Origin of the sequence: Streptomyces sp. NPDC020780 (assembly GCF_044334475.1) — a bacterium.
Classification (GTDB): domain Bacteria; phylum Actinomycetota; class Actinomycetes; order Streptomycetales; family Streptomycetaceae; genus Streptomyces.
Genome location: NZ_JBIRTB010000010.1, coordinates 305,163 through 318,271, shown reverse-complemented (window position 1 = coordinate 318,271; position 13,109 = coordinate 305,163). Strand labels below are relative to the sequence as shown.

The window sequence follows — 13,109 nt, the reverse complement described above, 5'->3', positions numbered from 1 at the left end:
GTGTCCACATCCTGTCCGGCGCTGGATTCCGAGGGCAACGGCTCACGGCCGGTACGGGACAGCGGAACGGTGGAATGCCGTCTGACCTGCGAAGACAAGACCTCCCTGGAACGCGTTCCCGGGATGGAACCAGAGGGAGGAACGGTCGGGGTGGGTACGGAGATCCAGGACTTCGCGGCGGAGCTGAGCGGGCTCAAGGAGCGTTCCGGGCTGAGTTACGGGATGCTCGCCCGGAAGCTGCACATGAGTACCTCGACGGTCCACCGGTACTGCAACGGCGACGCCGTTCCGCATGACTACGCGCCGGTCGAACGCTTCGCCCGGGTGTGCCGGGCGACTCCGGACGAGCTCGTCGCCCTGCACCGGAAGTGGATCCTGGCCGACGAGGCGAAGCGGCGGGGGGCGCGGAAGGCGGGGGCCGGTGTCGCGCCCGTCTCCGACGCTGCGGCCGAGCCCGGCGCCGGCCCCTCACAGAGGGCCACACCTCAGCCGGAAGCAGAAGCGGAAGCGGAAGCGCGGACGGAAACGGAAGAGCGGGCGCAGTCGGAGTCGGTAGGGGAACCGGCCCCGGAACCGGCCCCGGAACCGGTCCCGGAACCGGCCCCGGAAGTGGCCTCGGAGACGGCGCGTGACGCAGGGCGGGGGGCAGGACGTCAGGCCGGTCCCCGGCCGGTCGGGGGTGCGGCCGCAGGGCCAGGGGCCGGGTACCCGGCGGCTGCGGAGGAGTCGCCCGCCCCGGCCGGGGCGGGCCCCGCCCGGCGGCCCTCCGGGCGCCTGCGCGTTCTGCTCGCCGCGGTGGCCGTCGTCGCGCTCACCGTGCCCGCCGCCCTCGTCGTCCGTGGCCTCACGGACGACGGCATGGGGCGTACCGAGGCCGCAGACGTGACCGTCCCGGTCGTCCCGAGCGTGAGCGGGAGCCGCGGTACCGCCGGCGTGTCCGCGACGCCGAGCCCACAGCTCTCCCCGTCGGCCGGCGACGGCCCTTCCGCCACTCCCTCCGCCGAACCCTCCGCCTCCGCGCCCACCGGTGCGCCGGCGCGGCAGGGCGACGGGGCGGACGAGCGGGGCGTCCCCGTGAGCGCGGTCATCAGCTCGTACAACTGGGAGTCGCCCTGCGGGAAGTACTACCTGTTCGACCGTGACCCCGGCACCATGCCGTCGCCGCCCCCGCCCCAGGACTCCCGCAACTGGGCGAGGGCGCTCGGCGGTGTGGACGGGGGCGACATGCTGCTCGAACTCACCCTCCAGGGGATGTCGCGGGAAGCGGTGGTGCTCAAGGACCTGCACGTGCGGGTCGTGGGGCGCGAGCCGGCGCTCGCCTGGTCCGCGTTCTCGATGGGGGAGGGCTGCGGCAGCGGCATCACGCCGCAGACCTTCGACATCGACCTGGACGAGAACCTGCCGCGCTCGCGGCCGGTCGCGGGGCAGCGCGGCGACGTCGTCGTGCCGGCGAAGGACTTCCCGTACCGCGTGAGCTCCACGGACGTGGAGGTGTTCAACCTCGACGCCCATGTGGAGGGCCACGACGTGACCTGGTACCTGGAGCTGGAGTGGAGCAGTGGCGGACGGAGCGGGACCCTACGCATCGACGACAACGGCAAGCCGTTCCGTACCAGCAGCCTCACGGGTCGGCCGGAGTACCTCTACCAGCCGGACACGGCCGAGTGGGCGAAGCCCGAACGCTGACCGGGCGCGGAGTACAGTCGGAGAACCCCCATTTTCTCCCCTTCGGTAGGTGCCCCATGTCCAGTGACACAGACGACAGACCGGAATCCGGTTACCCCGAGCGCATCCTGCGGTTGCGGCGGCGGCTGGAGCGACTGATAGGTATCGCCGCCACCGAGGGCAACGCACTCGTACCGCTCCGCAACGGGGACGAGATATTCGCCGCGATGCTGGGCGCGATCCGCAGTGCGGAGCACACCGTGGACATGATGACGTTCGTGTACTGGCGCGGTGACATAGCCCGGGATTTCGCCGAAGCGCTGTCGGAGCGGGCCCGCGCAGGGGTACGGGTGCGGCTGCTGCTGGACGGGTTCGGCAGCCGGCTGATCGAGAAGGACCAGCTGGCGATGATGGACGAGGCCGGGGTGGAGGTGGCGTGGTTCCGCAAGCCGCTGTACCTGTCGCCGCTCAAGCAGAACCACCGCTGCCACCGCAAGGTGCTCATCACCGACGAGGAGACCGCGTTCACCGGCGGCGTCGGGATCGCGGAGGAGTGGTGCGGCGACGCCCGTGACGAGCACGAGTGGCGCGACACCCACGTGCGGGTGAGCGGCCCGGCGGTGGACGGCCTCGCCGCAGCGTTCGCCCAGAACTGGGCCGAGTGCCACGACGAGCTGTTCACCGACCGCGACCGGTTCATCGAACTCCGGCCGCAGGGCGACGCGATCGTGCAGGTGGTACGCGGTTCGGCCAGCTTCGGGTGGCAGGACATGCAGACCCTGCTCCGGGTCGTCATGGAATCCGCCCAGGAGCGGGTGCGGCTCACCACGGCCTACTTCGCACCCGACGCGTATTTCATCGGGGTGCTCTGCGACACGGCCCGGCGGGGCGTCTCGGTGGAGATCCTGCTGCCCGGCCCGCACACGGACAAGCGGGTGTGCCAGCTGGCGGGGCAGCACTACTACGAGGACCTCATCGCCAGCGGCGTGAAGATCTACGAATACCAGCCGACGATGATGCACACCAAGTCACTGACGGTGGACCGGGTGGCCTCGCTGATCGGCTCGACGAACTTCAACCGGCGCTCGCTGGACCATGACGAGGAAGTGATGCTCGCCGTGCTGGACCAGGAGTTCACCGCGGTCCTGGACGGTCACTTCGAGGAGGACCTGAAGAGGAGCGAGCTGATCGAGGGCGGCCGGTGGAAGCGCCGCTCCCCGCTGCAGCGGGCGCGGGAGGCCGCCGTCCTGCCCATCCGCCGCTGGCTGTGACGGACGCGCCCCGGTGCTTCGGGTGTGCCGGCCCCGACGGGGGGCATACGGGGCTTCACCTGCCGTCCGTCAGGTGAAGGGAGTGCGCCATGAGCGAGTCCGTCCAGGCACCACCGGAAGCGGCTGCGGTCATCACGGAGCCGGTGCCCGATCTGCAGCTGCAGCTGCTGATCCAGCTGCTGGACAGAGAGCTGCGGTCCAGCCTGCCGATCACCCTCACCCTCACCGGCGGTGTGCTCCACGGGGACGTGATCGGTCACGAGGCGTGGAAGGCCGACTGGGCGAGGAGTCTGCGCCAGGTCGAGGGCGAGGGCGCCAACCTGATCGCGGAGTTCCCCGAGACGGTGGACCAGGGAATCCGGGAGCTGGCCGCGGGTGAGGGGGTGGGACACCTGCCGCGCTGGATCCACCTGAGGGACGTCACGCTCCTTCTCGGCGGCACGGGAGCCCTGCACCTGCCCCTGTGGCGCGGCCGGCTGGCGGACGTGTCGGGATGGGCGCTGGGCCGGCCCCAGTAGGACGTCGGGCACAGCACGGGCCCGGCACACGAGGTGCCGGGCCCGCCTGCTGTACCGGACAGCGTGTCAGAGGCGCTCGGGCGTCCTGATGCCGAGGAGCCGCATGCCCTCGTGCAGGGTGCGGGCGGTGAGGTCCACGAGGAACAGCCGGTTCTCGACGACCTCCGCCGGGTTGTCCCCGCTCAGGACCTGGCACTGGTCGTAGAACGTGGTGAGGTGCGAGGCCAGCTGGTACAGGTACGCCGCGAGCTTGTGCGGTTCGTACCCCTGGGCGACCTCGGCGAGGACTTCGCCGAACTGGTCCAGGTGCAGGCCCAGCGCGCGCTCGGCCGGCGCCAGCGCCAGCTCCGGGTGCGCGGCCGGCTTCGCTTCGCCCGCCTTGCGCAGGATGGAGCGGATCCGGGCGTAGGCGTACTGGAGGTACACCGACGTGTCGCCGTTCAGCGACACCATCTGGTCGAGGTCGAACTTGTAGTCCCGGACGGCCGAGGTCGAGAGGTCCGCGTACTTCACGGCGCCGACGCCGACGTACCGGCCGTTCTCGACGATCTCCTCCTCGGACAGGCCCACCTTTTCGGCCTTCTCGCGCACCACGGCGGTGGCCCGCTCGACGGCCTCGTCCAGCAGGTCCTCCAGCCGGACGGTGGTGCCCTCACGGGTCTTGAACGGCTTGCCGTCCTTGCCGAGGACCGTGCCGAAGGCCAGCTGGTGCGCCTTCACGTCCTCGTCCAGCCAGCCTGCGCGGCGGGCCGTCTCGAAGACCATCTTGAAGTGCAGGGACTGCCGGGCGTCCACCACGTAGACCAGGGTGTCGGCCTTGAGGTTGCTGACCCGGTCGCGGATCGCGGAGAGGTCGGTGGCGGCGTAGCCGTAGCCGCCGTTGGTCTTCTTCACGATCAGCGGGACCGGGTTGCCGTCCGGGCCCTTCACGTCGTCGAAGAACACGCACAGCGCACCCTCGGAGCGGACGGCGACGCCCGTCTCCTCCAGGATCCGGCAGGTCTCCTCGAGCATGTCGTTGTACCCGGACTCGCCGACGATGTCGGGGTCGCGGATCTCCATGTCGAGCTTGTCGAAGACGGAGTAGAAGTAGATCTTCGACTCGTCGACGAAGCGCTGCCAGTGCGCCAGGGTCTCCGGGTCGCCGGCCTGGAGGGCCACCACCCGGTCCCGGGAGCGGGCCTTGAACTCCTCGTCGGAGTCGAAGAGGACCCGCGAGGCCTTGTAGACGCGGTTGAGGGACGACATCGCCGCCTCGCCGTCCGCCGCGTCACCCTCGTGCTTCAGCTCGCCCGGGTGCTCGAAGAGGTACTGGATGAGCATGCCGAACTGCGTGCCCCAGTCGCCGATGTGGTGGCGCCGGATGACGTTCTCGCCGGTGAACTCGAGGATCTGGACCATCGCGTCACCGATGACCGCCGACCGCAGGTGGCCGACGTGCATCTCCTTGGCCACGTTCGGCTGGGCGTAGTCGATCACGGTCGTGCCGGGGGCGGTCTTCAGGGGCACGCCGAGCCGGTCGCCGTCGGCGGCCCGCGCGGCGAGCGCCGTGGTGATCGCGCGGTCGGTGAGCGTCACGTTCAGGAAGCCGGGGCCGGAGACCTCGATGTCCTTGATCAGCTCGCCCGCCGGCAGGGCGGCCGTGACCTGGGCGGCCAGCTCACGCGGGTTGCCCTTGAGCTTCTTGGCGAGCGCGAGGATGCCGTTGGCCTGGAAGTCGGCCCGGTCGCTTCGTCGCAGCAGCGGGTCCGCGGCGCCGGCCTCCGGCAGAGCTGCCGTCAGGGCGTCCGCGAGCTGCTGCTGGAGCGTGGAAGCGAGGGAAGGGACCGAAGCCATGAGCGGCTGCCGTTTCCGTAGGGGACGAAGGATCACCCCAGTATCCCACGGGGCGTAAAGCCGTTTTCGCGCTGCGGGTGGCACCTGGGAGAATGGGGGTGCCCCCGACGGGGTGCCCCTACGAGTCCTACACGAGAGAAGGACGTGCCGACCGTGGCTTCGAGTCAGAGCAGCACCGAGACCGACTGGGTCTCCCGCTTCGCGGACGATGTCATCGCCGAATCGGAGCGACGTGCGCCTGGCAAACCGGTCGTCGTCGCCTCCGGTCTCTCCCCCTCGGGCCCGATCCACCTGGGCAACCTCCGCGAGGTCATGACGCCGCACCTGGTCGCCGACGAGATCCGCCGCCGCGGGTACACCGTGCGGCACCTGATCTCCTGGGACGACTACGACCGCTACCGCAAGGTGCCGAACGGCGTCGCGGGCGTCGACGCGTCCTGGACCGAGCACATCGGCAAGCCGCTGACCTCGGTGCCCGCACCGGCCGGGTCGGCGTACCCGAACTGGGCGGAGCACTTCAAGGCCGCCATGACCGAGGCGCTGGACGAGCTCGGTGTGGAGTACGACGGCATCAGCCAGACCGAGCAGTACCTGGCGGGCGCGTACCGCGAGCAGATCCTGCACGCGATGCGGCACCGCGCCGACATCGACGCCGTCCTGGACCGCTACCGGACCAAGAAGGACGGGGCCGCGGGCGGCGGGAAGAAGCAGCAGCAGAAGGTGGACGAGGCGGAGCTGGAGGCCGCCGAGGGGTCCGGTGCGGCGAGCGAGGACGACGGCAGCTCCAGCGCGGCCGGTTACTTCCCGTACAAGCCCTACTGCGGCAACTGCGAGAAGGACCTCACCGTCGTCACCTCCTACGACGACGACACGACCGAGCTGAACTACACCTGCTCGGCCTGCGGCTTCGCCGAGACGGTCCGGCTGAACGAGTTCAACCGGGGCAAGCTCGTCTGGAAGGTCGACTGGCCGATGCGCTGGGCCTACGAGGGCGTGATCTTCGAGCCCAGCGGTGTGGACCACTCCTCGCCGGGCTCCTCGTTCGTCGTCGGCGGACAGATCGTTCGCGAGGTGTTCGACGGCGTCCAGCCGATCGGCCCGATGTACGCGTTCGTCGGTATCTCCGGCATGGCGAAGATGTCCTCCAGCAAGGGCGGTGTGCCGACCCCGGCCGACGCGCTGAAGATCATGGAGGCGCCGCTGCTGCGCTGGCTCTACGCGCGCCGCAAGCCCAACCAGTCCTTCAAGATCGCCTTCGACCAGGAGATCCAGCGGCTCTACGACGAGTGGGACTCGCTGGGCCGCAAGGTGGCCGACGGCTCGGTGCTGCCCGCCGACGCCGCCGCCTACGCCCGGGCCGTGGGCACGGCCGCCGGTGAGCTGCCCGGCACGCCGCGCCCGCTGCCGTACCGGACGCTCGCCTCGGTCGTGGACATCACGGCCGGTGCCGAGGACCAGACGCTGCGGATCCTCGGCGAACTGGACCCTTCGAGCCCGCTGACCTCGCTCGACGAGGTACGGCCCCGGCTGGACCGCGCCGAGAACTGGATCTCCACCCAGGTCCCGGCGGAGGCCCGCACGATCGTCCGTGACGAGCCGGACAAGGAGCTGCTCGGCTCCCTGGACGAGCAGGGCCGCGAGTCGCTGCGGCTGCTGCTGGAAGGGCTCGACTCGCACTGGTCGCTGGACGGGCTGACCACGCTCGTCTACGGCGTGCCGAAGGTGCTCGAGGGCCTGGCGCCCGACGCCAAGCCCACGCCCGAACTGAAGGCCGCCCAGCGGTCCTTCTTCGCGCTGCTGTACCGGCTGCTCGTCGGCCGGGACACCGGGCCGCGGCTGCCCACGCTGCTGCTCGCGGTGGGGGCGGACCGGGTCCGCAGGCTGCTCGGCGCGTAACGCCGCCGCCGGAGACACCGCCGGGCGGGCCGCTTGCCGGCCCGCCCGGTTCTTCCTGTCCGCGTACCGCGCTTTCCGCGCGCTCCGTCACGCGATGTGGTCGGCGGACATCTCGTTGTCGAAACGCTGCCGGAAGCCCGGCAGCATCCGGCGCAGAAGGGCGCCGCTGCGGGGGTGGCGGACGTTGTGCCCGTCGGCGAGGTGGATGTCGAGCACCGCCGCGTTGGGGTAGTCCTGGTGCTGATGGGTGTAGGCGGCGAAGACCTCGTACGCGATCTCGCCGAATTCGGCCTCCGCCGCGGCCCATTCCGCCTCCTGCTGGGCGTCCCGGGGCTGCTCCGCGTCCGGCTGCTCCGGCTCCGGACGGGCCTGTCGCGCCGCCCCGGCCCGCTGCTCCCGCGGGTCCTGCTCCGCAGCCGGGCCGGGCTGCGGTTCGGCGGCCCGGGGGTGCGGGAACGCGCCGATGGTGCCCACGTTGCCGAGCGGGCGGGTACGCCCCGGCCCGGAGGGGATCTGCACCGGGGTGGGCTCCAGGCCCTCGACGTACGTCGGGTTGTACGCGCTCTCGTACGCGTCGTCCGGCACCTGGGGGGCCGCGAACCACGGGCTGTCGTGGGAGCCGGGACCCTCCTCGGGCCACTCCTCCTCGTGCGACCGGTCCTCCTGGTGCTGCACGTGCCGGCGCTCGTGCTGCTGCTCGTGCTGTGGGGGCCGCTGCCGCCGGTGGTGTTCCGGCTGCGGGTCCGCGGGCCCCTGCTGCGGGGCGTACGCGAGCTGCGGCGCCTGCTGTCCGGGCTCCACCACCGGCACGGGCGGCAGGAGGGCGGGCTCGATGCCCGCGGCGGCGAGGCCGGCCGGAGCGGTCTCGGCGAGCGGGACGCCGTACTTGGCCAGACGCAGCGGCATCATCGACTCGACGGGTGCCTTGCGGCGCCAGTTCCGGCCGAACCGGGCCTGCAGACGGGCCTGGTAGATCAGCCGGTCCTGTTCGAGCTTGATGACCTGCTCGTAACTGCGCAGCTCCCACAGCTTCATGCGCCGCCACAACTTGAAGGTCGGGACGGGGGACAGGAGCCACCGGGTGAGGCGGACGCCTTCCATGTGCTTGTCCGCCGTGATGTCCGCGATCCGGCCCACGGCGTGGCGGGCTGCCTCGACGGAGACGACGAACAGCACCGGGATCACCGCGTGCATGCCGGTGCCCAGCGGGTCGGGCCAGGCGGCGGCGCCGTTGAACGCGATCGTCGCCGCCGTCAGGAGCCACGCCGTCTGGCGCAGCAGCGGGAACGGGATGCGCATCCAGGTCAGCAGGAGGTCCAGCGCGAGCAGGACGCAGATACCCGCGTCGATGCCGATCGGGAAGACCAGCGAGAACTGGCCGAACCCCTTCTCCTCCGCCAGTTCGCGCACGGCGGCGTACGAGCCCGCGAAACCGATCGCGGCGATGAGTACCGCACCGGCGACGACGACCCCGATGAGTACTCGGTGTGTGCGTGTCAGCTGCATCGCGGCCACCCGCTGTCCCCTCCCGACTTCGTTGAACCGGCCCCCGTTTCGGCATCCGGCGCGGCACAGCCTGGCACATGCGTGCGAGGCGTGGTGCGCGGGGAGGGGGCGGAGCCCGGACCGTCAGGGCGGTCCGGGCTCCGAGGAAGTGCCGTTGTGCAGGGGAGTTCGCGTCCCTGCCGGGTCCGGTTCAGGACGTGGCCGTCGCCGTGCCGGGTCCGGTCTACGACTTCGCCGTCGCCCTGCCGGAAGCCTTGCCCGACGACTTCGCCGTGGTCCCGCGCGACGACTTGGCCGTCGTCCTGCCGGAGGCGGTGTCCGACTCCTTCGCCGATGACGTGGGGGAGGACGAGGCCGAGGGCGTGCCGGCGGAGGGTGCGCCTGCGGCGTCCACCGCCGCGACGGCTTCCTTGGCGGCCTTCCGGGCGTCCTTGAGGATGTCACCGGCGTCGGGGGTCTTCGCTCCGGCGTATCCGGCACCGTTGTAGGTGAGGCTGACGACGACGTTGCCCGTACGGGCCAGGACGGTCGCGTACTTGAAGTCCTCACTCGTCTTGGTGAGGTCGTAGGTGACGGTCACGGCCTGCTCGCCGAGGCCGGGGGTGGGGGTGGCGGCCACCTTCTGGGCGCCCTCCGTGGCCTGCGCCTTCGCGACCTGCTTCGTGTACTCCTGCGTCGCCCGCTCGGCACCGCTGCCCAGGGACTGGTCGGACTCGAAGCGGGTGAAGCCGACGTCCAGCCAGCGGTACTGCGAGCCCTTGACGCCGTTGTCGTCCAGGCCGTTCCAGGAGCAGCTGCCGCGCGTCGCGGTGTCGCTCGACTTGCCCGGCGTGCCGCCCTTGTTCTTGGTCTTCGGGACCAGGGACACGATCGTCTTCCGGCCGATCGACGTGCAGGCGTCCGGCAGGCGGGCGAACTTGGCGGCCTCGACGGTCGGCTCCGTCTTCGTCGCGCTCGGCGCGGCGGAGGAGGCCGAGTCCTTCTTGTCGTCGGAGTCCGACGAGCAGCCGGCGACGACGAGCATCACCGGTACGGCGGCGCAGGCGAGTATGCGGGACAGTCGCGGGGCTGATCGGTGCATGGTTCCTTCACTCGGGCGGCACGGCGGTCTCGGTCGTGCGGGCGGTCGGCGGTGCGTCGTTCCGGCTGCGGGCACTCCCGCCGAGGGGGTACCCGCTGCGGATCGGCCGGTGTGGTTGTCGTGTCGTGCGTCGGTCGATGGGTCTGTCTCGGCGTGCTTCGGTCGGCCGGAGCGGCGGGACCCGGTGCTCCGGACGGCCACGGTACGACGGACGGAGGCGGCATGGCGTCCCGGGCAGCGGCCCGGGCGCGTGACGGAGCCCCGGCAGGGGCCCGTCACGCGCCGGTCACTCGTTGAGGGTCTCCGCCAGATTCCGGGCCAGGGCCTGGGCCTTGTCCTGCAGTTCCCTGCTGTCGGGCACCTTGGCGACGACGGCCGGCTGCTCGCTGTACAGGACGGTGACGATGACGTTCGATGTGCGGAATACCACGCTCACGGTGCGGTGCTGCGTCGTCGATCCGGCCCGGGCGAGCACATCGTCGAGGAACGCGGCGTCGCCGAGGCCGTCGAGCAGCCGGGGCTGGAGTGCCTCGTCCGGACCGGTGCTGCCTTCGGTGCCCGCGTCGGGTCCACCATCGCCGGACGGTTCCGTGGTGGGGGTGGCGGAGGCCGGTCCGCCCGGAGAGCCGTGGGAAGGGGTGCCGGGGGCGCCGGTGGCCACGTCCGTGGTGCCGGACGCCGCCGGCAGGCCGGCGGCGTCCTCCTTGGCGGCGTACACCTCGCGGGCACGGTCGTCGTCGCTCACCGCGGGGTCGTAGGAGACGACACGCTCGAAGTCGATGGAGAGGTTCCGGGAGGCGTCCGGGGCGTCCGACTTCCAGCGGCAGCCGACCTTGCGGTCGGTGTCGTAGGTGACGGCGGCGGTGCCCTCGTACACCTTCTCCTGCTGTTCCTCCGGCAGTTCGGCGGCGCCCGGCAGCAGGTCCCTGAGGGTGGTACGGGGCACGGCGCGGCAGGATTCGGGCAGCGTCCGGTACTTGCCGGGAGGTGCGGCCGAGACCGTCGGGCTGCCGGCTTTGCTGTCGGCGCGGGTGTCGTCGGCGTCGGAACCGGCGCTGCAGCCGGCGACGAGCGCTGCGAGCAGCGCGACGCCGGGTACGTACGCCATGTGTCGCACGATCCCAGGCTCCCTTCGGTACGGAAAACAGGTTGCCGCCCGATGGCGGCCGATGGACACAATGTGTATCGCACGCGCCGCTGTGAATGCCGGTCGGCCGACCGATATGCCGACCTTGGCACCGGTTTTGCGCTTCAGTCTTTTCCGGGGGAATCGAGGAGTTATGTCGTACGTAGAGGTGCCGGGCGCGAACGTACCCATCCGTATGTGGGCGGACCCGGCCTCGGTGGAGGACGCCGCCATGGGGCAGCTGCGGAACGTGGCCACGCTGCCCTGGATCAAGGGCCTCGCCGTCATGCCGGACGTCCACTTCGGCAAGGGCGCGACGGTCGGCTCGGTGATCGCGATGCACGGCGCGGTCTGCCCGGCGGCGGTGGGCGTGGACATCGGCTGCGGAATGTCGGCGGTGAGGACGTCGCTGACGGCGAACGACCTGCCGGGGGACCTGTCGCGGCTCCGGTCGAAGATCGAGCAGGCGATCCCGGTCGGCCGCGGGATGCACGACGACATGGTGGATCCGGGCAGGTTGCACGGGTTTCCGGTCTCCGGCTGGGACGACTTCTGGGCGCGATTCGACGGAGTCGCCGACGCGGTCAAATTCCGACAGGAGCGCGCCACGAAGCAGATGGGAACGCTCGGAAGTGGCAACCACTTCATCGAGTTCTGCCTCGACGAGGCGGGATCGGTGTGGCTGATGCTGCATTCCGGGTCCCGCAACATCGGTAAGGAACTCGCCGACTTCCACATCGGGCAGGCCCAGAAGCTCCCCCACAACCAGGACGTCGTCGACCGGGACCTGGCCGTGTTCATCGCCGGCACCCCTCAGATGGCGGCGTACCGCAACGACCTCTTCTGGGCACAGGAGTACGCCAAGTACAACCGGTCGATCATGATGAGCCTTTTCCAGGACGTGGTCCGGAAGGAGTTCAGGAAGGCGAAGGTGACGTTCGAGCCGGTCATCTCCTGCCACCACAACTACGTGGCGGAGGAGCGGTACGAGGGCATGGACCTGCTGGTCACCCGGAAGGGCGCGATCCGGGCGGGTTCCGGGGACCTCGGGATCATCCCGGGCTCCATGGGCACCGGTTCGTACATCGTGAAGGGCCTGGGCAACGCGAAGTCGTTCAACTCCGCCTCGCATGGCGCCGGGCGCCGGATGAGCCGGAACGCCGCGAAGCGGAGGTTCTCGACGAAGGACCTGGAGGAGCAGACGCGGGGTGTGGAGTGCCGCAAGGACTCGGGTGTGGTGGACGAGATCCCGGCCGCGTACAAGCCGATCGAGCAGGTCATCGATCAGCAGCGGGACCTGGTCGAGGTCGTCGCGAAGCTCAAGCAGGTCGTGTGCGTGAAGGGCTGAGACCGCCCGGCCGTCAGGTCCCGGCCCTGTGCGGGCCGGGGCCTGACGTCGTCGGCGGTCAGAGCGTGCGGTGGACCTTGGAGTTGGAGGCCTGGGCGCGGGGGCGGACCACCAGCAGGTCGATGTTGACGTGGCTGGGGCGGGTGACGGCCCAGCGGATCGTGTCGGCCACGTCGTCGGCGGTGAGCGGGGCGTCGACGCCCGCGTAGACCTTGGCCGCCTTCTCGGTGTCACCGCGGAAGCGGGTCGTGGCGAACTCCTCGGTCCTGACCATGCCGGGCGCGACCTCGACCACCCGGACCGGGGTGCCGACGATCTCCAGGCGCAGGGTCTCGGCCAGGACGTGCTCCCCGTGCTTCGCGGCGACATAGCCGCCGCCGCCCTCGTACGTGGAGAGCGCGGCGGTGGAGGAGAGGATCACGACCGTGCCGTCACCGCTCGCGGTGAGGGCGGGAAGCAGCGCCTGGGTGATGTTGAGGGTGCCGATGACGTTCGTCTCGTACATCTGGCGCCAGTCGGCGGGGTCCCCGGTCGCCACCGGGTCGGCGCCCAGGGCGCCGCCCGCGTTGTTGACGAGGACGGCCAGGGAGCGGAACGCGGTGGCGAACTCGTCGACGGCCACGCGGTCGGTGACGTCCAGCGCGTACGCCGTCGCGTGGTGGCCCGCCTCGGTGAGCTCGGCGGCCAGCGCCTCGATGCGGTCCTTGCGGCGGGCGGTGAGCACCACGCGGTAACCGGCGGCGGCGAGCTGCCGGGCGGTGGCGGCACCGATGCCGCTGCTCGCGCCGGTGACGACGGCGATGGGGGTGGCGGCCATGGCGAACTCCTCGGACAGCTGATCGGTACGGGCCAAGGATAGGCA

10 protein-coding genes are annotated in these 13,109 nt (G+C 71.0%); 5 read left to right on the top strand and 5 right to left on the bottom strand.

Annotation, left to right across the window (positions count from 1 at the left end; translation table 11 throughout):
• Positions 1–150: 150 nt before the first annotated feature.
• The 3 genes from ACH4VO_RS21630 to ACH4VO_RS21620 all read left to right on the top strand — a co-directional run bounded on the left by ACH4VO_RS21630 (position 151) and on the right by ACH4VO_RS21620 (position 3,454).
• Complete coding sequence (locus ACH4VO_RS21630) at positions 151–1,686, top strand: helix-turn-helix transcriptional regulator (RefSeq protein WP_360986837.1); 1,536 nt, start codon at positions 151–153, stop codon at positions 1,684–1,686.
• Positions 1,687–1,742: 56 nt separating this feature from the next.
• The gene (locus ACH4VO_RS21625; RefSeq protein WP_360986840.1) at positions 1,743–2,936 is read left to right on the top strand and encodes a phospholipase D-like domain-containing protein; all 1,194 of its coding nucleotides are present in this window, start codon (positions 1,743–1,745) and stop codon (positions 2,934–2,936) included.
• 89 nt (positions 2,937–3,025) lie between these two features.
• Entirely contained in the window at positions 3,026–3,454 is a 429-nt protein-coding gene (locus ACH4VO_RS21620) for a hypothetical protein (protein WP_360986843.1), read from the top strand.
• Between the two features lie 66 nt (positions 3,455–3,520).
• Here ACH4VO_RS21620 and argS read toward each other — a convergent pair whose 3' ends face one another.
• Positions 3,521–5,290 carry an arginine--tRNA ligase gene (argS, locus tag ACH4VO_RS21615; protein ID WP_360986846.1) on the bottom strand — a complete coding sequence of 590 codons (1,770 nt, stop codon included), beginning with the start codon at positions 5,288–5,290 and terminating at the stop codon, positions 3,521–3,523.
• 144 nt (positions 5,291–5,434) lie between these two features.
• On the opposite strand from argS, the gene lysS reads away from it, so the two are divergent.
• The gene (gene lysS / locus ACH4VO_RS21610) at positions 5,435–7,186 is read left to right on the top strand and encodes a lysine--tRNA ligase (protein WP_360986849.1); all 1,752 of its coding nucleotides are present in this window, start codon (positions 5,435–5,437) and stop codon (positions 7,184–7,186) included.
• Between the two features lie 87 nt (positions 7,187–7,273).
• On the opposite strand, the gene ACH4VO_RS21605 is transcribed toward lysS, so the two are convergent.
• The 3 genes from ACH4VO_RS21605 to ACH4VO_RS21595 all read right to left on the bottom strand — a co-directional run bounded on the left by ACH4VO_RS21605 (position 7,274) and on the right by ACH4VO_RS21595 (position 10,881).
• Positions 7,274–8,701: a DUF2637 domain-containing protein gene (locus ACH4VO_RS21605; protein WP_360986852.1), complete on the bottom strand. Its 1,428-nt coding sequence runs from the start codon at positions 8,699–8,701 to the stop codon at positions 7,274–7,276.
• A gap of 214 nt (positions 8,702–8,915) precedes the next feature.
• A complete protein-coding gene (locus ACH4VO_RS21600) occupies positions 8,916–9,773 on the bottom strand; it encodes a DUF3558 domain-containing protein (RefSeq protein ID WP_360986855.1) in 858 nt (285 codons plus the stop codon).
• A 286-nt stretch (positions 9,774–10,059) separates the two neighbouring features.
• Complete coding sequence (locus tag ACH4VO_RS21595; RefSeq protein ID WP_360986858.1) at positions 10,060–10,881, bottom strand: DUF3558 domain-containing protein; 822 nt, start codon at positions 10,879–10,881, stop codon at positions 10,060–10,062.
• Between the two features lie 172 nt (positions 10,882–11,053).
• Between ACH4VO_RS21595 and ACH4VO_RS21590 the strand changes: the two genes are divergently transcribed.
• Positions 11,054–12,247 carry an RtcB family protein gene (locus tag ACH4VO_RS21590; RefSeq protein WP_360986861.1) on the top strand — a complete coding sequence of 398 codons (1,194 nt, stop codon included), beginning with the start codon at positions 11,054–11,056 and terminating at the stop codon, positions 12,245–12,247.
• Between the two features lie 58 nt (positions 12,248–12,305).
• On the opposite strand, the gene ACH4VO_RS21585 is transcribed toward ACH4VO_RS21590, so the two are convergent.
• Positions 12,306–13,064, bottom strand: a complete 759-nt coding sequence (locus tag ACH4VO_RS21585) for an SDR family oxidoreductase (RefSeq protein WP_360986864.1) — start codon at positions 13,062–13,064, stop codon at positions 12,306–12,308.
• Positions 13,065–13,109: the final 45 nt, after the last annotated feature.